The 18,432-nt window shown below is 70.9% G+C and carries 19 protein-coding genes; 7 read left to right on the top strand and 12 right to left on the bottom strand.

Annotation, left to right across the window (positions count from 1 at the left end):
* Nucleotides 1–2 precede the first annotated feature (2 nt).
* The 9 genes from ACH4ZX_RS15650 to ACH4ZX_RS15610 all read right to left on the bottom strand — a co-directional run bounded on the left by ACH4ZX_RS15650 (nt 3) and on the right by ACH4ZX_RS15610 (nt 9,344).
* A complete protein-coding gene (locus tag ACH4ZX_RS15650; protein ID WP_398272430.1) occupies nt 3–209 on the bottom strand; it encodes a hypothetical protein in 207 nt (68 codons plus the stop codon).
* A gap of 362 nt (nt 210–571) precedes the next feature.
* Nucleotides 572–1,216: a TetR family transcriptional regulator gene (locus ACH4ZX_RS15645; protein ID WP_398272429.1), complete on the bottom strand. Its 645-nt coding sequence runs from the start codon at nt 1,214–1,216 to the stop codon at nt 572–574.
* An 87-nt stretch (nt 1,217–1,303) separates the two neighbouring features.
* Nucleotides 1,304–3,397, bottom strand: coding sequence for a HelD family protein (locus ACH4ZX_RS15640; RefSeq protein WP_398272427.1), 2,094 nt, complete (start codon nt 3,395–3,397; stop codon nt 1,304–1,306).
* A gap of 372 nt (nt 3,398–3,769) precedes the next feature.
* Nucleotides 3,770–4,384 (bottom strand): NADPH-dependent F420 reductase, encoded by a 615-nt coding sequence (locus ACH4ZX_RS15635; protein ID WP_398272425.1) that lies wholly within the window; start codon nt 4,382–4,384, stop codon nt 3,770–3,772.
* Nucleotides 4,385–4,424: 40 nt separating this feature from the next.
* Nucleotides 4,425–5,909: an MFS transporter gene (locus ACH4ZX_RS15630; protein WP_398272423.1), complete on the bottom strand. Its 1,485-nt coding sequence runs from the start codon at nt 5,907–5,909 to the stop codon at nt 4,425–4,427.
* Between the two features lie 71 nt (nt 5,910–5,980).
* Nucleotides 5,981–6,700, bottom strand: a complete 720-nt coding sequence (locus tag ACH4ZX_RS15625; protein ID WP_398272421.1) for an SDR family oxidoreductase — start codon at nt 6,698–6,700, stop codon at nt 5,981–5,983.
* A gap of 779 nt (nt 6,701–7,479) precedes the next feature.
* Nucleotides 7,480–7,929, bottom strand: coding sequence for a nuclear transport factor 2 family protein (locus tag ACH4ZX_RS15620; protein WP_398272419.1), 450 nt, complete (start codon nt 7,927–7,929; stop codon nt 7,480–7,482).
* Nucleotides 7,930–8,064: 135 nt separating this feature from the next.
* On the bottom strand, nt 8,065–8,682 hold the full coding sequence (locus ACH4ZX_RS15615; RefSeq protein ID WP_398272417.1) for an NADPH-dependent F420 reductase: 618 nt from the start codon (nt 8,680–8,682) through the stop codon (nt 8,065–8,067).
* Entirely contained in the window at nt 8,679–9,344 is a 666-nt protein-coding gene (locus tag ACH4ZX_RS15610; RefSeq protein ID WP_398272415.1) for a hypothetical protein, read from the bottom strand. Before ACH4ZX_RS15610 ends, ACH4ZX_RS15615 begins: the two co-directional genes overlap by 4 nt.
* Before the next feature lie 356 nt (nt 9,345–9,700).
* Here ACH4ZX_RS15610 and ACH4ZX_RS15605 point away from each other — a divergent pair, with 356 nt between their 5' ends.
* Nucleotides 9,701–10,552 carry a PDZ domain-containing protein gene (locus tag ACH4ZX_RS15605; protein ID WP_398272413.1) on the top strand — a complete coding sequence of 284 codons (852 nt, stop codon included), beginning with the start codon at nt 9,701–9,703 and terminating at the stop codon, nt 10,550–10,552.
* A 41-nt stretch (nt 10,553–10,593) separates the two neighbouring features.
* On the opposite strand, the gene ACH4ZX_RS15600 is transcribed toward ACH4ZX_RS15605, so the two are convergent.
* Nucleotides 10,594–10,821, bottom strand: coding sequence for a hypothetical protein (locus ACH4ZX_RS15600; RefSeq protein WP_398272412.1), 228 nt, complete (start codon nt 10,819–10,821; stop codon nt 10,594–10,596).
* 181 nt (nt 10,822–11,002) lie between these two features.
* Here ACH4ZX_RS15600 and ACH4ZX_RS15595 point away from each other — a divergent pair, with 181 nt between their 5' ends.
* On the top strand, nt 11,003–11,611 hold the full coding sequence (locus ACH4ZX_RS15595; protein WP_398272410.1) for a TetR/AcrR family transcriptional regulator: 609 nt from the start codon (nt 11,003–11,005) through the stop codon (nt 11,609–11,611).
* Between the two features lie 484 nt (nt 11,612–12,095).
* Here the strand turns inward: ACH4ZX_RS15595 and ACH4ZX_RS15590 are convergent, their stop codons facing one another.
* Nucleotides 12,096–12,680: a TetR/AcrR family transcriptional regulator gene (locus ACH4ZX_RS15590; RefSeq protein ID WP_398272408.1), complete on the bottom strand. Its 585-nt coding sequence runs from the start codon at nt 12,678–12,680 to the stop codon at nt 12,096–12,098.
* A gap of 411 nt (nt 12,681–13,091) precedes the next feature.
* Between ACH4ZX_RS15590 and ACH4ZX_RS15585 the strand changes: the two genes are divergently transcribed.
* The 5 genes from ACH4ZX_RS15585 (at nt 13,092) to ACH4ZX_RS15565 (ending at nt 17,324) form a co-directional block, all read left to right on the top strand.
* Nucleotides 13,092–13,310, top strand: a complete 219-nt coding sequence (locus tag ACH4ZX_RS15585) for a hypothetical protein (protein WP_398272407.1) — start codon at nt 13,092–13,094, stop codon at nt 13,308–13,310.
* A 486-nt stretch (nt 13,311–13,796) separates the two neighbouring features.
* The gene (locus ACH4ZX_RS15580; protein WP_398272406.1) at nt 13,797–13,964 is read left to right on the top strand and encodes a hypothetical protein; all 168 of its coding nucleotides are present in this window, start codon (nt 13,797–13,799) and stop codon (nt 13,962–13,964) included.
* A gap of 249 nt (nt 13,965–14,213) precedes the next feature.
* A complete protein-coding gene (locus tag ACH4ZX_RS15575) occupies nt 14,214–14,876 on the top strand; it encodes an SDR family NAD(P)-dependent oxidoreductase (RefSeq protein WP_398272404.1) in 663 nt (220 codons plus the stop codon).
* Complete coding sequence (locus ACH4ZX_RS15570) at nt 14,873–16,369, top strand: aldehyde dehydrogenase family protein (RefSeq protein WP_398272402.1); 1,497 nt, start codon at nt 14,873–14,875, stop codon at nt 16,367–16,369. Before ACH4ZX_RS15575 ends, ACH4ZX_RS15570 begins: the two co-directional genes overlap by 4 nt.
* 34 nt (nt 16,370–16,403) lie before the next feature.
* Nucleotides 16,404–17,324 carry a LysR family transcriptional regulator gene (locus tag ACH4ZX_RS15565; protein WP_398272401.1) on the top strand — a complete coding sequence of 307 codons (921 nt, stop codon included), beginning with the start codon at nt 16,404–16,406 and terminating at the stop codon, nt 17,322–17,324.
* Nucleotides 17,325–17,432: 108 nt separating this feature from the next.
* Here the strand turns inward: ACH4ZX_RS15565 and ACH4ZX_RS15560 are convergent, their stop codons facing one another.
* Nucleotides 17,433–18,431 carry a sugar kinase gene (locus tag ACH4ZX_RS15560; protein WP_398272399.1) on the bottom strand — a complete coding sequence of 333 codons (999 nt, stop codon included), beginning with the start codon at nt 18,429–18,431 and terminating at the stop codon, nt 17,433–17,435.
* Nucleotide 18,432 lies beyond the last annotated feature (1 nt).

Below are 18,432 nucleotides of genomic sequence, written 5' to 3'. Positions count from 1 at the left end.
GTCTACCCCGATCTGCCGCCGATCACGGCGACCAGACCGATCACGATCGCCCAGACGAGAAACAGGTAGGCCGCGAGAACCGGTACGCCGGAGACCTGTCCCAGGTGATCGAACCGCGCCAGGAACGGCGGAACGATCAGCACGAACCCCGCCGCCGCCACGGCCGCCAGGCGCAGGCCGAGCTGCTCGTCGTCCCGCGACTCCGCCATGAGCCGCCTCCGCATCCTCGATGTCACGCTCTGCGATGTACAGCGGAATGTGCGCGATGTCGGACCGCGGCGTCGATCGGCGCCGCGGTGACGCCCGCTCTGCTCAGTGCAACACGGCACCGAGACGCCCGCTACCTCGCCGAACCGCCCCCGCCCGCCACTCGCTGCGGGTTCCCGAGGTCCGGCGAGTATTTCGGTACCGGTAGCGAATCTTGTGAGAGGCGTCGACGCCGCTCACCGGCCTCCTGACATCCGGATTGCTCGACACTCCGAACGGCGGCAAACGGCACCCTCCTTACGGCTCGACCGTTTCGGTGGGCGCGGCCTCTACGGCCGGCCGCCGTGGCGGCCGGGGTTCCTGGTCACTTCCGGGGGGCGGCCCCCGCCAGTCCCTGGCGCAGCAGGGCGTAGGCGTGGTCGGCGTCGGTCACCGCCTCGGGGTGGACCTCGTCCGCGGACCGGCCGGCGACGATGCGCTGCCAGTTCACCGACGCCAGGATGCGCTCGGTGGCGATGACCTGGCCGGCCAGCAGGGCGGCGGTGATCTCACGGTCCGAGTCGAGGGCGTCGACGAGGGTGCGGGCGAGGGTCTCCTCGGCCTGGGCCAGGTATTGGCCGACGCGCGCCACCAGGCTCGGCGTGGAGTACACGAGGCGATGGAAGGCCAGCACGCCTTCGTCGTCGTTGAGCCCCGTGATGGGGTCCCGGGCCGCCAGCCCGTCCAGGAAGTGCCGGTGCAGGGCGTCGATCGCGGACACCCCCGGCGGCCGCTGCGCCACCACGGTGCTGCTCACCGTCTGGTGGTCGGCGAAGCGGTGGACCACCAGGTCCTCCTTGGTGGGAAAGTACTTGAACAGCGTGGGTTTGGAGACCTCGGCCACGGCCGCGATGTCGACGACCGAGACCTGGTCGAACCCGTGCTCCAGGAAGAGCGTGATCGCCGTGTCGGAGATCGTTTTTCGCGTTCGCTGTTTCTTGCGCTCCCGCAAGCCCATCGGCGCATTCACCGGGCCATCCTAGCACGTTCTTTACTCGGGCAATCACGTGACTGGGTATGGATATTGACTGGGTTAAGCAGACTGTCGAGCAGGCCGTCAGGCGGCGAGCGGCTCTGGGAGCGGCCGGGTGTGCAGGACGTCGAGCCGGGACACCGCACGCGTCACCACCACGTACAGCCGGTGCAGCCCGCGCGGCTCGGACTCGACGATCGCGGCCGGCTCCACCACGACGACATGGTCGTACTCGAGGCCCTTGACGACTGTCGCGGGCAGCACGGTCACCCGGGCGGCCGTGCCGACCTGCTCGGCGGTCGCCGTCTCGATGCCCGCCTCGCGCAGAGCCGCCGAGGCGGCGGTCACCGCGTCGTCGGCGGCGATCACGGCGACCGAACCCTCGCGGTCGAGGGCCGCGCGGACGGCGGACACGGTGGCGGCCGCCAGGTCGTCGACCGCGGTGACCGTCAACTCGCCGTCGTGACGCAGCGAGCGGGCCGGCGGCACATCCACGCCGAGGGCGCCCACCAGCAGGTTGGCCAGCTCCATGACCGCGGCGGGAACGCGGAAACCGGTGGTCAGCGGGACGACCGTGGCCTGCGCCCTACCCAGGTGCGTCAGCTGCTCCTGCCAGGTCCGCGCCGACCAGGGTGCCGTGGCCTGGGCCAGGTCACCCAGTACGGTGATGGATCCGAACGCGCTGCGCCGGGCGATCGCCCGGCACTGCATCGGCGACAGGTCCTGGGCCTCGTCCACGACCACATGGCCGAAGCTGCCGGGGCGTTCGACGATCCCCGCGACCTCGTCCAGGAGCAGCATGTCCGCGGCCGACCAGGTGGCGCTCCTGCCCGACCGGGGAGGCCCGGCCCACAGCAGGGCCCGCTGCTCGGCGGCGTCGAACACACCGTCCGCCGCGGCCTCCAGCACCGCCGGATCACTCAGCAGCGCGGTCACGACCTCCTCCGGTCGCGCCACCGGCCACGCGGCCTCCAGGAACGCGGAGACCGGCTTCGCACGGCCGATCCTGCGGGCCCAGGTGACGCTCTTCGGGCCGGCCCTCCGCTCGGCCTGTCGCTGGATCAGCGTCACCACGCGGGAGCGCACATGCTCACGGCCGACCGCGTACGGCACGCCCATGCCCCGCACCTCGTCGATGACCCGGGCCAGGTCGTACGAGTCGACCCGCCAGCGGTACGAGCCGTCGGTCACCGCGATGGACTCCTCCGGGTGCCTGACCCGGGCGTACAGGGCCCGCTCCAGGACGGTGGCCATGCGGGCGCTGTGCTTCAGGGCGCCGACGTCCTCCCCGTCCACCCGCCGGACCGGGTGGCGGGCGACCAGGTCGTCCACCGTGAGCTGGGCGATGTCGATCTCGCCGAGCGACGGCAGCACCTCCGAGATGTAGCGCAGGAAGGTGCGGTTCGGGCCGATGACCAGCAGACCGCCGCGCCGCAGCCGCTCGGGGAACGTGTAGAGGAGATAGGCGGCGCGGTGCAGGCCGACGGCGGTCTTGCCGCTGCCCGGCGCGCCCTGCACACAGACCGACTCGGTCAGGTCGCTGCGGACCAGGTTGTCCTGTTCCGGCTGGATGGTGGCCACGATGTCGCGCATCGGGCCGAGGCGGGGCCGCTCGATCTCGGCGGCGACGATCGCGCTCGCCGCGCCGGCGGCGTCCTCGCCCCGCGCGTGGTCGAGGTGCTCGTCCTCGAGGCCGGTGAGGTCCTCGGGAGCGCCGTGGCTCCACGGCGCCCACCCGAACCGCCGCCGCACCGCGACTCCGCGCGGCTCCAGGGCGCTCGCCTGGTAGTAGGTACGGGAGACCGGCGCACGCCAGTCGATCACCAGGGGTGGCGCGGCCGGGTGTTCCGAGACCCGCCTGCGGCCGATGTAGTACCGCTGCCGCCGGTGGTCCCCGGCGTCCTCGGAGTCCTCGAAGTCGAGCCGGCCGAAGAACAGCGGGCTGTCGGGCTCCTCCGCCATCCGCCGTGCGCGGGTGCGCAGGTAGCGGCCGAGCGCCTCCGCGCCCGCGCCGTCACCCGACACGTCCTCGCTCGCGACGACCTGGTGCCGGGCATCGTCCACCTGGCGGGTCATCGCCTCGCGGCACACCACGACGTACGCACGCTCCAGGGCCAGTTCGTCGTCGAGTCCGCCGGCCTCCCGGGTGCCGTACGTGGCCTGGACGTGTGACGTCATCGATCGAGACCTTTCCGAAGTCGACGGCCTTGCGCGCCGCCCGGCGGGACCGGACGGCGGGTTCCGTGCCGCAGCATAACTGAACCGGGTTAATAGATTAGCCGAGTTGTGTTATCGGTGGCCGCTCGCCTTATCGGCGGCGCGGGGGGCCGGGTATGGGCGGCGAGCCCGTCGCGCTGACCGCTGTCACCTGCTCCGGGTGGGCCGGCCGTCGGGGCGGCGCCGGCGGTCTCCGCCGGCTCGTGGCCGCGTGTGAACGCGACGCGGCCACGGCCGTATCGGTCATGATCGGGTGAACACTGTGGTGAGTGGTGTCGAGGGAGCTGGGGCACTCGGTGTCGCGGCTCCGGACCAGGGAGACGGGTCAGCGGGTCAGCGGGTGAGGATCTTGAAGCCGAGGTTGCGGCCCATGCCGCGCTCGAAGGCGAGGGTGAACCAGAGGGCGACGAAGTCGTCGACGATCTTGATCTTGTCGTTGTCGCCGACGCGGACGGGACGCAGCCCGGTGGCGTCGACGAGGGCCTCGACGGCTTGCTGGGAGGAGCCGGTGGGGCCGCTGTAGAGCAGGTCGCCGGTGGTGTCCCCGAAGCGGGGATCGGCGAAGTTCTCCCAGCCGAGGCTGTTGAAGGCGCGGTACAGGTGAGCGTTCGGGGCGTACCGGGCGATCAGGTCGAGGCTGTTGAGGGAGGTGGCGCCGATGTTGTTGGTGGCGTCGATGACGGTCTTGCCGTCCAGGCGGCTGCCGTGGGCGGGGATCGCGTCGGCCATGGCGGCGCCGTCGATCGCCCACACGATCACGTCGGAGGAGTCGATCGCGTCGTCGATGCCGGTGACCCGGGCGCCGATCCGGTCCGCGAGGTCGACCAGTTCCTGCTTGCGCGGGTCGCGGGCGCCGAAGGACACGGTATGTCCGGCCTGGGCGAACCGGGTGGCGAGGGTGCGGCCGATGACGCCGGAGCCGATGACGGCGGTCTTGATGGAAGACATGGAGGATCTCCGTTCCGTACGGGGGTGGGTTGAGGGTGTTTCAGACCGTGGTGGGGCGGCGGAGTCGCAGGCTGAGTGCGCAGGCTGCGAGCATGAGGATCACGTCGACGGCGAGAACGGGCTGCAGGGCGTGCACGTATGCGCCGGGCCCGGTGCCGGTGGCGAGGACCGAGAAGAACAGCACGCCGAGGATCGCGACGCCGGCGGCGGAGGCGAACTGCTGCGCGGTGGTGAGCACTCCGGAGGCCGCACCGGAGTGCTGGGGCCGTACGCCGGCCAGGACCGCTCCGATGAGGGAGGGCATGGTCAGGCCGTTGCCGACGCCGATGACGACCAGTGCCGGAATCAGCCGGACGGGGCTGGTGTGCGCGCCGCTCGCCGCGAGGGTCACCAGCAGAAGGATCAGGCCGGCGCCCGCTGTGGCGGTGCCCGCGGTGGTGACGCGGGAGCCGTGGCGGGCGATCAGGCCTCGGGAGAGTACGGAGGTGATCGCGAAGGCGAGTCCGAGCGGGGCGAAGGTCAGGCCGGCTCCCAGCGGGCCGAGACCGAGTCCGGCCTGCAGCAGCAGGGTGAGACCGAAGAGCATGCCCCCGTAGGCGCCCATGAAGCCGGCGTTGATGCCCAGGCCGGCGGCGAAGCCGGGCTCGGACAGCAGCGTGAGGTCGAGCACCGGCTGCCCACCTCGCCGCGTCAGGCGACGTTCCCACCACAACGTCGCGGCCAGCACGGGAACGGCCATGCTCAGACTCGCCCAGGTCCAGATGGGCCAGCCCTGGTCATGGCCGACGGTGAGCGGTACCAGCAGCAGGCCGATGCCCAGAGCCAGGCCACTCGCACCGGTCAGGTCCAGCCGCGGGCGCCGGGCGAGTGCGTGGCGCGGGAGCAGGCGCCAGGCGGCGGCCAGGGTCGCTGCACCGATGGGAACGTTGATCAGGAAGACACTCCGCCAGGCCAGGTGGTACGGGTTCCAGGCCAGCAGGGCTCCGCCCAGCGCCTGGCCACCGACCATGGCCGCCCCGATGGTCACGCCGAACCAGGCCAGCGCCCGGGTCCGCTCGACCGGAGGGAACGCCGCGGTGATCAGGGCGAGGACCTGGGGGACCAGGGCCGCCGCGGTCAGCCCCTGCACCAGGCGGGCCGCGATCAACTCGGTCGGGTTCTGCGCGAGAGCGCACAGAAGTGAGGCGGCGGCGAAGGCCGCCATGCCGGCCAGGTACAGGCGGCCGTGGCCGAACAGGTCGCCGAGGCGTCCGCCGGTGATCAGACCGGCGGCGTAGCTGAAGGCGTACCCCGAGAGCACCAGCTCCAACGCGGTGCCGCTCGCGTGCAGGTCCTCTCCGATCGACGGGGCGGCGACGTTCACCCCGAAGAAGTCGAACAAGGCCATGAACATGGCCACCAGGACCACCGGCAGTACGAGCCACCGGCGCGGATCCGCCGAGGACGGAGAGTCCGGCTGCACCGGAGGAGCGGGGAGCGGAGCGGGAGAGCTGTGGGGCGGTATGGGGAGGGCGGTGCCGCTCATGACGTGGAGGGTCCTTGTTCTCTGCGGCCCGGAGGTGCGGCACGGATGTCGCGCCTCCGGGCACTGCATGGTCAGCTGACCTGCACGCCGCCGTCGACATCGATCACGGTGCCGGTGACGTAGGTGTTGGTCATCAGGAACAGAGCCGCGGAGGCGACGTCTTCGGGGATCCCGGCGCGGCCCGCCGGAACGGAGGCGGCGTAACCGGCGAGCATGCCCTGGCGCATCTCGTCGGGCAGGCCGGCGTAGGCGGGGGTGTCGACGAGACCGGGGGCGATGACGTTGACCCGCACCGGGGCCAGGTCGATGGCGTTGGCCTTGCCGAACGCCTCGATCGCTGCGTTGATCGCGGCCATCACCGGACGCCCGGGCGCGTGCTTGCGGCTGGCGCCGCCGCCGATCAGGGTGATCGATCCGTCCTTGGCCATCCGGTCCGCCGCGGCACGCACCGCGTCGTAATAGCCCCAGAACTTGATGTCCATGAACGGCCGAGCATCGGCGGACGACAGGTCTCGCACCGTGCCCATGGCGCCGGGTCCGACGGACAGCACCAGGTGGTCGATGGTGCCGACCCGGTCGAACAGCGCCTCGACCGAGGCGGTCGAGGTCAGGTCGACGTGCTCGGCCGTGACCCCGGCGGGCAGTGCTGCCGGGGCGAGGTCGAGGGTGCGGGCGGCCACGGTGACCCGGGCGCCCGCCGCAGCGGCGTGCTCGGCCACGGCCAGGCCGATCCCGGAGGTGCCGCCGACGACGACCACGTGCCGTCCGGAAAGAGTGCTGACAGCGTTCATGATTTTCATCCTGCTCATGTGAGTGACTGGTGGAACGGGTGTAAGAACCGTGACGCAGATAATGTGACGGATCGTTCCGGCACAAAGTTTGTGACGGAACGATCCGTCTGTCAACCGGGCTTCGGGGAAAGCCGAGAGGCCGTCCACAGTCCCCACCTCGTGTGGCGTCTTCGCTGGTCAGGCCATGAAGTGGCCGCTGCCGAGGAAGCTCGGCCATCGCCGTCCCGAGGGGGGACGCATCCGCCGAGGTGGCCGGCGAGGTGTCGCGGAGGAAGCCGGCCGGATCACGCCGGGCGGTGCCTCGCCGGCGGCACGCGACCGGGGTGGAGAGCTGTCGCCGGACTGTCAGGCATTGATGACCGCCCGGTCGATGCGGGAGACGACGGGCTCGGTGCCCGGCGGGCGGCGGTGGTGCTGGGCTGGGGCAGTGCGTTCCGCGGCGCCTTCCGCGCAGGCACCCGAGTTCGACTACCGGGGCGATGTCTTCCCGCCCGTCGGCGGTGGGTGCTGGACCGTCGCAGCCTGAGCAAGCCCAGGACGCCTCAAGTGGAAGACCGCGACCCAGGCGTAATCGAAGATCTTCAGTTGCACACCGTCATCGGAGCGGCGGGGACTGGAAACGGGGCATCAGCCACCGTGCCGGTCCCCGCCGCTTGCTCAGCCGCCTGATGCCCTGGGCCCCTGATGCAGCCTGGGCAGCACCGTGTCGGATGCGGCCCGGGACAAGGTGTTCGCATTGCACCTGGCCAACAGGGCCGGCTTCGTAGGCGTGGTGTCGCTCAGGGGCGTTCCGTCCCTGTCACGATGGGTTCCGGCCTCATATTGTGCGTCTGGGCCATTCCCCGCTCCCACAGGTAAATGGCGAGGTCCAGAGTCGCGGCGGCGACCTGGAAGGTCACCACCTTGCCGTCTCGCACGGTGAGCAGGAATACCTCGACCGAGGTGCCCTCACGGCCGGTGGGCTTGATGCCGAAGAAGTCGGCCGAGTGCTTCCAGTGAAGGTTGACGGTGATGAAGGCGCGTTCGCCGCCGTCGAACTCGTCGACAAGGTCGATGCGGGTGGCCAGGACGGCGCGGAACTGTTCGGCCCAGCCCTTGAGGGCGTCAAGGCCGCGCATCTCCCACGACGGTGGGGTGAGCAGCTTCACGTCGGGGTCGATGACGGCGTCCCAGCGGTGGAATTCTCCGCGCTGGAATCCTTCGTAGATCTCACGGGTAAGTGTGGACATGGGGCGGTTTTGCTTCTTTCGTTTGATATGGGTCGGTGGGGTAAAGGTGTCCGACGCTCAGGCCGTCCCTGGTGTTGCTCCGCCCGCAGCGCGGGAGGATGCGTTCCCAAGGGCGGTCAACGTGCTGACGGCGCCTCAGCTGTCCGGGGTGGTCAGGATCTTGAAGGCCAGGTGCCTGCCCCGGCCGCCGTGCAGCGCCAGCGCGAACCACAGGGCTGCCAGGCCGTCGACCTGAGGGAGCGTGTCGAGGCCGCCGACGCGGACCGGGCGCAGGCCCAGGTCGCCGATGAGCTTTTCGGCCGCCGGCACTGTCGCGTCGGGCCCGCACCACAGCAGGTCGGCCTGGACGCCGTCGAAGTCCGGTCCGGCGAAGACCTCCCAGCCCACACTGTTGAACGCCCGGACCGGCAGTGCGCCCGGCGCGTGTCGGCGTATCTCGTCGATGCTGTTCGGCGAGCCGGTAGAGCCGTCGAGCCGGTTCGTCGCGTCGACGACCACCTTGCCGTCCAGTGCCGCCCCGTGCGACGCGACGACATCGGCCACCGCTGCACCGCCGGGTACGGCAAGCACCACGACGTCCGCGGAGTGCAGTCCCGCGCCGATCTCCACGACCTCTGCGCCGTCGATCTCGCGCACGCTCTCCTGAGTTCGCTGCGGGTCACGGGCGGCGAACACCACCTGGTGACCCGCGGCGGTCCACCCGCCGGCCAAGGCCCGGCCGACCGGTCCCGAACCCACTACCGCGATCTTCATCGCGTATCCTCCTTCGTCTTTTCGACGCCGAACAGCGCCTCCCACGGCTGGTACGTCCCGACCTCGACCGCCTCGAAGGCCAGCAGCCCCTCGGCGACCAGTGGCAGCGTGGCCAGCACGGACTGGGCCTGCGCCACCCCGTCGGCCTCCATGACGGCCAACGCTCCGGGGGCGTCGGTGCGGGCGTAGAGTTCACGGATCACTCCGGCCCGCCACAGCGACCAAGTGACCTTGAGCTCGTCGGCGAGCAGTGAAGCGGTCCGGTCCGGGTCGGTGCGCTCGCCCGGTCGAGTCCAGGCGATTACTTTCCGCCCGCCGCCGGGGTCCGCCGAAGGCGGAACCTTCCCGCCACCGCCGGGGCCGCCGAACAGCAGGCCCAGCGGTGTGAACGGTCCGAGCGGCAGTACGACGTCGAAGCGGACCAGGCCGGCCCCGGCCAGGGGAAACCCTTCGAGCACGCGCTCCGCCTCAGCCACGTCGGAGACGTTCAGCGTGACGGCGGCACCGAGCGCGTCGGTGCGCGACCAGACGTCGCGGGCAGTGCCCGCGGCGTAGAGCTGCCAGGTGTGGCGGGCCTCGGCGTCAAGGTGGGGGAGCATCTCCTCGTACGTGACGCCCGGGGCCGGTTCGGCCAGGGCGAACACCTGAGTGGTGACGCTCATGTCACCGCACCTCCCGCAGCCGCCTTCGACAGCGGTCCCGCAATCGGCCGGGCCGCGCGGTGGATGGAGGTGTCACGGACGAGGGCCTGTGCGACGACTCCGCGCCCGGCGGCGTGCTGGGCGGGATCGACGCCGGACCGGCCCGGTGGATCGGTGTGCTTCACGACGGTGCGTCTCCTGTCTTCGTTGAAATGCGGATGAGCCGGCCCCACTCACGGCCGAACGCGACGAGGACTCGGACCCGGGGCAGGCGCTTGTGCTCGCATCGGCTCAGCGCCTCGGACGGCATTTCCTTGGGGGCATTACTTGAGTCCAAGCAATCTATCCATCCGATGTGTTCCCGCTACCCTGAGTCCATGACGGAATCCGGCGAATCCCCTGCATCGCAGGCCCGTGACAGCGTGGACGAGATCATCGGCCAGTGGCACAGTGAGCGGCCCGACCTTCCGGTCGAGCCGGTCGGTGTGATCACACGCATGGCGCGGATCCGCTCTCACCTGGACATGGGCCTCACCGAGGTGTTCGAGGGCTTCGACCTGACTCCCGCGGACTTCCTGGTCGTCGTCACCCTGCGCCGGTGCGGTGAGCCCTACCGGCTGGGGCAGGCCCGCCTGATGGAAGCCCTGGGCCTCACTTCGGGCACGATCAGCGTGCGGCTGACCCGGCTGGAAAAGCTCGGCGTCATCGTCCGCGAGAGCGACCCCGCGGACAAGCGCACGTTCACCGTGCGCCTGACCGAACAGGGCCTGGATCTGTTCGACCGGATCGCCCCCGTCCACCTCCACAACGAGGAGCTGCTGCTGTCCGCTCTCGCCCCTTCCGAGCAGGCTCAGCTGGCTCACCTCCTGCGCAGGCTGCTCACCTCGTTCGAACAGACCGGCCCCCGCGCGGCCCGGCTGTGGGGCATGCGGCTGGAACCCGCGCACGCCGCTCGGCGGCGCCGCGCCGCCGTCGGGCTGTCCGACCGGACCGGACTGCTGGTCAGTGACGTGCAGCCCGACAGCCCCGCGTCCCGGGCCGGGATCCGCGCGGGCGACCTCGTCGTGCGGGCCGGTGGCTCGGAGGTGCGCCACTCCGACGACCTCATCCGTCCTGCGGACCCGGTGATCGAACTGGAACTCCTGCGGGGCGAGCAGCCCCTCACCGCCACCGTCGGCACCGAGGCGGCCGCCCACCCCGCGACACCGGCCGGCACCTTCGCGGACTGAGCCCGTGGGCGAACGGCCTGACGAGTGGCCCAGGATGTCGATCACGACCCGGGCTGCGACTCCGGCCGCTTCCCCATGCCCCGTAGGCCGCCGGGCACCCGATCCAGCGCCTCGTTCGAAGCCGGTCGATCACGCGAGTGGGAACAGCCAGTCAGGCCGCCGACCCAACCGAACAGCGCCTCGACCGAGGCGGTCCAGGTCAGGTCGGCCTGGTCGCCGGTGACTCCGGCGGGCGGCGCCGGAGTGCGGTCGATGGTGCGGACGGCCACGGTGACGCGGGCACCCGCCGCAGCGGTGTGACGAATCGTTTCGGCGCATGGTTTGTGACGGATCGGTCCGTCTGTCAGACTTGGCTTCAGAGAAGAGCTGACACGAACATGGCACCGGGCAGTCGGCGACGCCGCGATCCACGGCGGCCGACCGGGCGGCCCGACGGCAGGGAGGCAGAACATGGCCCGCAGGACGGGGGAGGAGAACCGGCGCCACATCCTGGCTGTCGCGACCGATCTGTACTACCGGCACGGCATCCGCGCGGTCGGCATGGACCTGGTGGTCAAGGAGAGCGGAGTAGGCAACGCCACCGTCTACCGGCAGTTCCCCACCAAGGACGCCCTCGCCACGGCGTACGTCCAGGGCCGCGCCGACGCATGGTTCGAGCGGATGCGCGAGGCCACCGACCGGTTCGACGATCCGCAGGAGAAGCTGCTCGCGATCTTCACTCTCGTCGCTGAGAACACTCGACTGCCCACCTTCCGCGGCTGCCCCATGCTCAACACCCACACAGAATTCCCCGACCCGGAGCACCCTGCCAACCGTGTCTCCGTCGTTCACAAGCAGGAGGTCCGCGACTGGCTGCGCGACCTCGCCGTCGCAGCCGGGGCTTCGGACCCTGAGCAGCTCGCCGACGAACTCCTCCTCGTCCTCAACGGCGCCTACGCCACCGCGGCTGTCCTGGGCCCGGAAGGCCCCGCACGCCGCACGGAGGAACTCGCCCGCCGGATCATCCAGGCCGCCTGCCGCGAACCCGACGTCGCGAAGCCGGCCTCGGTCAGCCCGTAGCCGGGGTGTGCGCTCAGTGGCCCGGAATCGGAAGGGGCCGGTGACCTGTACGGTCGTGGCGCCGGGCGCTCCCCAGGACCGGGCTCGGTGAAGCGGAACTCCTCACTGTGCTTCGGTGGGCGTCCGATCCACGGCGCCGGGACCGGCTTGCGCAGGACGCGGTCGGTGCGTAGCCGTCCGAGTCCCTTCTCCGGCACCCCGTGCAGCAGACAGGCCCACGCGGAGCGCCGTGGCCGACGTGAAGACGATCAGGATGGCGCGGTCGCCCTGCTGTCACCGCCCCGTGCCGGTGAAGTCCTCGACCACGCGGCGGACCTGGGCCGCGACGACCTCAGCGACATCGCCGGCCTGGTCACCGCCGTCCGGCGAGGCTCAGGCCGGCTTTGGTGCCGCGGTCACGACCTCGACGTTCGCGCCGTCGGTGCCGGACTGCCCGGACCCCCTTGACGGCATCGCGCGGCGGAGGTCGGCAATCGTGGCCGGATCAGTGACGGGCGACATGGCAGGCGGCCTGGATGATCCGGCGGGCGAAATCCGCCGTGCGGCGGGCGGAGCATTCCGGCCCCAGTACCGTCGCGGTGGCGTAGGCGCCGTTGAGGACGAGGAGGAGTTCGTCGGCGAGCTGCTCAGGGTCCGAAGCCCCGGCTGCGACGGCGAGGTCGCGCAGCCAGTCGCGGACCCGCTGCTTGTGAACGACGGAGACACGGTTGGCCGGGTGCTCCGGGTCGGGAAACTCCGTATGGGTGTTGAGCATGGGGCAGCCGCGGAAGGTGGGCAGCTGGGTGTCCTCGGTGACAGCGGTGAAGATCGCGAGCAGCTTCTCCTGCGGATCGTCGAACCGGTCGGTGGCCTCGCGCATCCGCTCGAACCATGCGTCGGCGCGGCCCTGGACGTACGCCGTGGCGAGGGCGTCCTTGGTGGGGAACTGCCGGTAGACGGTGGCGTTGCCTACTCCGCTCTCCTTGACCACCAGGTCCATGCCGACCGCGCGGATGCCGTGCCGGTAGTACAGACCGGTCGCGACAGCCAGGATGTGGCGCCGGTTCTCCTCCCCCGTCCTGCGGGCCATGTTTCTGCCTCCCTGCCGTCCGTCGGGCCGCCCGGTCGGCCGCTGTGGATCGCGGCGTCGTGCGTCTGCCCGGTCTTCTCTCTGTCCCAGCTCTCCCGCCCTCCAAGTTTGACAGCCGGATCGATCCGTCACAAACTCTTGTATCGGATCGATCCGTCACTTTTGCGGGGATGTGGTGCTATTTCGCTCCACAGGCCCCACCGAACGGGATGACGAACGATGAGCGCTGTCGCGGTTCTCTTCAGCCGGGCCGAGAGCGTCTGACTGTCGGCTGGTCAGGGGGCTGCGACGGTGGCAGGAGCCAGATCCGTCGGCCGCCGCCCCGGCTGCACGTGGATCACAGGCTGCGCCTCCACGGTTCAGACGACACCGGTTCGTGTCACAGCGCGAGTCGCAGAGGAAGAAGCCGGTATGTTCGGAAAAGTCTACGTAGTGGCGTTCCGTGCTCTCCACAGAGCCGACGGAGGCAGCTTCACCTGCATCTACAAGATCGAGGACGGCACCAGCGCAGTTGCGGCAGTCGAAATGGCACGCGCTTTGGCCGACACGGCGAGCGAACGTGTCGCTCGCGGAGGCATCGACCTCGACCCCGTCTGGTGCGAGGTCTACGGCAGCGGCATCGACTGGTGACACCCATCGCGCCCATCCCTGTCGGACGACTCTCTGCGTGAGCATGCGTCCATCACTCGCCCGGCGAAGGCTCATCGCGACACCGCGTGCATCTGCGCCCTCTTCGTCGCGGCCGCCCGATGGGTGGTGCCGATCAGCTCGGCCGCACCCGTCCGCCGCGGCCGCATCATCTCCGGCAGCCGCACGTGCGTGACCTGGCGAAAACCCCACGAGCGACGAGGACGGACGAACGGCGGGACCTCGCTCACGCGTTCCTCGACGTCCTCGCAGCGACGCCGGAACACCGCAAAGAGGGCCGCAGAAACGACACCACCGGCCCGCCCCGCTCACCGTGGCGGAGCCCGCGAGCGCCGGGCCGAACCGGCACCTGCCGCAGCACACGCCTGCCAGGCTGCCCCTGTCGGTGACAGGCAATGTCTGTCACCGACAGGGAAGCGGCCCTTGCTCCGTTCAGTTGTCGAAGACAGGCTGAACGGAGGAGGCACGATGAAGGCACGGCTGGTCACAGGTTGCCCGAGCGGGCTCGGGCACGCGCTCGCCCGGCGGATTCCCGCTGAGGGCGATGCGCTCGTCGCCACCGCCCGCCGCCCTGACATCCTGCGGACCCTCGTGGCGCAGACACCGGACCGCGCCGTCGCCGTGGCAGATCAGTAGCGATGCCCGCCCCGGCGACAACCGGAGAGAGCGCCGGGCGCCGCCCGTGGCCGGTGCTGCCCCGGCCTGCGTCGAGCAGGTCGGCACACTCGTCGACCAGCTCGGCTTCACTCCCGTCCACAGCGAGCCCCTCGCCGGCAGCGCCCGGCAGCACCACCTACGACGTCACCTCGACCGAGACAGAACTCCACCGCGCGCTCAGCGCCGCCTGACCAGGACACGTACCGAACACGTACACGGAGCACCCCCATGACCACATCCGCGACGCAAGCCGTCGTCATCGGCGCAGGGCCCGGCCTCGGCCGGTCGCTCGCCCTCACCTACGCACGCAACGGGCTCGACGTCGGGCTCGTCGCACGCGACGCCGAACGCCTTCAGCAGCTCGCCGACGAGATCCGGCAGCTCGGCCGGACCGTCACCGTCGAGACCGCGGACGCCGCCGACCCGTCCAGCATCGCGTCCGCCGTCGAAAAGCTGTCCGCAAGGACCCCGATCAGCCTGCTCAGCTACAACGCGGCGATGTGGGGACCGAAGCTTTCCGAGGTCGGCCTCGACACTCTCCGCTCCGCCGGCGAGGTCAACCTGCACTCGGCGGTCGCCGCTGTGCAGGCCGCGCTGCCGGACCTGCGGACCCATCACGGCACCGTCCTGCTCACCGGTGGCGGGCTCGCGCTCCACCCCAGCGGCGACCACGGCGTCCTGTCGGTCGGCAAGGCGGCCGTACGCGCCGCCGCGTACGCCCTCGCCGAGGACCTCGCTCCGGTCGGCGTCACCGTCCGCACCGTCACGATCGCCGGGTTCATCGCGCCCGGCACCGACTTCGACCCCGACCGCATCGCCGAGGCGTTCTGGGACCTCGCCGCCCACCCCGGCAGCGAGGTCGAGCGCGTGTACACCGGGAGCCAGCAGTGACCAGCACAACCTCCGACACGCTCCGACCCACCGGACGCAACATCCCTGACGGCAAGCTGTTCATCGGCGGCACCTGGCGCCAGGCCGCCACCGGTGAGACCTTCCCGTCCGTCAACCCGGCCACCGAACAAGTCGTCGCGCGGATAGCGAAGGGCACCGAGGGCGACGCCCGGGATGCCGTCACCGCGGCCCGTGCCGCCTTCGACGGCCCGTGGGGGCGCACCAAGCCCGAGGACCGGGCCGCGATCCTGCTGCGCGCGGCCGAACTGATCGAGGCCCGCGCCGACGAACTCGCCTACCGGGAAGTCGTCGACATGGGCAAGTTGTGGCGCGACGTCACCACGATCGACATCCCGCACATCGCGCGGATGTTCCGCTACTACGCAGGGTGGGCGACGAAGCTCGAGGGCGCGGTCAAGGACGTCAACCCGGTCCGCCACGACGGCCCCGTCCTCGCCTACACCCGTCGGCAGCCGCTCGGCGTCGTCGCCGCCATCACCCCGTTCAACTTCCCGCTGATCCTCACCGTCAGCAAGATCGCGCCTGCGCTCGCAGCCGGCAACACCTTCATCCACAAGCCGGCCAGCGACACCAGCCTGTCCGCGATCACCCTCGCCGAGATCCTCGAGGAAGCCGGCGTTCCCGCCGGGACGTACAACCTGGTGACCGGACCCGGTTCCACCGTCGGGAACGCCCTCGTCACCGATCCACGCGTGGACAAGATCGCACTGACCGGTTCCACCGCCTCCGGGCAGAGCATCATCCGCGCCTCGGCCGACACCCTCAAACACCTGACGATGGAACTCGGCGGCAAGAGCCCGAACATCGTCTTCGCGGACGCCGACCTCGACAAGGCAGCACTCACCGCCTTCTACGCGATCTTCTGGAACAAGGGTGAGGTGTGTGTCGCCGGGTCGCGGCTGCTCGTGCAGCGCCCGGTCTACGACGAGATGGTCGAACGGCTCACCGCCCTCGCTGCCGACGCGCGCACCGGCGACCCGTTCGACCCGGCGACCGACTTCGGCCCGGTGGCCAGCCGTGCCGAGTACGACAAGGTCAGGGAGTACATCGGTATCGGGCGGAACGAGGCCCGCCTCGTCGCGGGCGGCACGACGGCTCCCGTCGACGGGAAGGGCTTCTACATCGCCCCCACCCTGTTCGCCGACGCCGACAACACGATGCGGATCAGCCGGGAGGAGATCTTCGGCCCGGTGCTGCCGATCATTCCGTTCGACGACGAGGACGACGCCGTGGCCATCGCCAACGACACCCCGTTCGGGCTCGCGTCCGGCGTCCAGACCCGCGACATCGCCAAAGCGGTGCGCGTCGCCCACCGCATCGACGCCGGTACGGTGTGGATCAACACCTGGCACCTGTACGACCCGGCGGCACCGTTCGGCGGGTTCAAGATGAGCGGCTACGGCCGTGAGCACGGCATCGAGTCGTTCGAGTCCTACACGCAGCACAAGACGGTGTGGGTCGCGCTCGACTGAGCCGCACCCGCGCCCCGGCGGCGAGGAGACGCGCGTGGAGGCACGGCAGCTGCGATACGTTCTGGCGATCGCCCAGCACCGCAACATACGGGCGGCGGCGCGGGCGTTGCACATCGCCATGCAGTCGCTGTCGCAGCAGCTCAACGCCGTCGAACGCGAGCTCGGGGTGAAGTTGTTCGAGCGATCACCGGCCGGAGTCAGCCTGACGAAGGCCGGTGAGGTCTTCGTCGCCCGAGCCGCCGTCGCGGTGCAGGCCGTCGACGACGTCACCACCGCGACCCGAGCGGCGGTTCAGGCCGACGGCGAGCCGGTTCGGCTCGGGGTCGCCACCGGGCTCGCCGGGCTCGCCGCCGACGTGCTGCGCCACTTCCTCACCGCGCGTCCGGACGCCGACGTCCGCGTCGCCGATCTCGGCACGGCCTCGCAGGTCGACGCGCTCACCGACCGCCGCATCACAGCCGGCATCGGCTACACACCACCCGACCGGAAGACGGTACGCGGTCTCGCCGTACACCGGCTGCGCGTGGCGCCTGTCCGCGCCCTGCTCGCCGCGGACGACCCGCTCGCCCGCAAACGCACGGTCTCGCTCTCCGAGCTCGCGCGCCGCCCGTTGCTGCTGCCTTCCGCACCCGACGCGGCCGGGCTGAGAGCCCATCTGCTCGCCCTGTTCGACGCGCACGGTCTGCAGCCACGACTCGGGCCCGGCGTGCACGGTCACGAGATGGCCATGGCCAGCGTCGCGGCAGGCCGCGGATACACGCTCTGCGTCCCCGAGCAGCCGCTGAGCGATGACGACGTCACCTTCGCTGCCATCGCGGAGGAAGTGCCCCCGCTGGAGATGTGCCTGCTGACCCGGCGCGACGACCGTGGTGAAGCCGTCGGCACCCTCGTCGGCATCGCCCGCACCATGACCAGACCACGCACCACGCCCGTGCGGCCGCGGCGGCCCGCCTGAGTGGCTTCGGCGGCATTCCTTCGGCAGGTCGACCGCCACGAGCTCGCGACCGCCGAAGGAGAAACCCGCGACCGACGGGCTTCCCCTCGGTGACGAACGCACGTCGCCTCAGGCCGGCGACTCCTTGTGCGGGGTTCCGCCGGAGGTGCGGCGATCCACGGAAGGGGACAGTCGGCTCAGCACGTCGGCACGGTGCGGGATCGGCCTCACGGCGCCGTGCCCCGTGGTGGTCAGGGCCGCGGCCACCACCGCGTACCGGGCGGCCTCCACCGCCGGGACGCCCTCCACCAGGCGGGCGGCGAACGCCCCGTCGAAGGTGTCGCCGGCGCCCGAGGCATCGACGGGGGTGACGTGGTGTGCCGGGACGCGGGTCACCTCGGCGCCGTCGGCGACGAGCGCGCCTTCCGCGCCCATCTTCAGTACGACGACCTTCGGGCCGCGGGCCAGCAGCCCCTCCAGCACGGCCTCGGGGCTCTCCTGCCCGGTGAGCATCCGGCCCTCCTCGATGTTGGGGAGGGCGATGTCGCACAGTTCCAGACTGCGCAGGATCACGGCGCGGGCCCGGTCCCGCGACCACAGCGCGGGCCGGTGGTTGGGGTCGTACGTGACCAGGGTGCCCGTCGCGCGGGCGACGGCCATGGCGTGGAAGGCCGCGTCGCAGGACGTGGTGCTGATCGCCTGGGTGATGCCGGTGACGTGCAGCAGCTTCGCCGCGGCGATCGCCTCCTCGGGGACGTCGGCCGGGCTCAGCCGGCTCGCCGGGGAGTCGGCACGGTAGTACGTGAAGCCGTGTCCGGCGGGACCGCGGGCGATGAAGTAGATGCCCGTACGGCCGCCCGGCTCGCGTGTCACATGGCTGGTGCCGACGCCCTCGCGTTCCCACAGCCGCATGAGTACGGTGCCGAAGGCGTCGTCGCCGACGCGTGTGATGTACGCGGCACGGCCGCCGGAACGGGCCGCGGCGACGGCGACGTTGGAGGTGTCGCCGCCGTAGCCGACCGAGAAGGACTCGGCGGTCTCCAGGGCTCCGTCGGCGTCGGCGTTGAACTCCAGCATCGCCTCGCCGAGCGCGAGGATGTCGGCGGGTGTGTTCGGTGCGGTGGTCATC

This window comes from Streptomyces sp. NPDC020490 (assembly GCF_044335305.1).
Taxonomy (GTDB): Bacteria; Actinomycetota; Actinomycetes; order Streptomycetales; family Streptomycetaceae; genus Streptomyces.
This window is presented reverse-complemented; position numbering and strand designations above follow the sequence as displayed.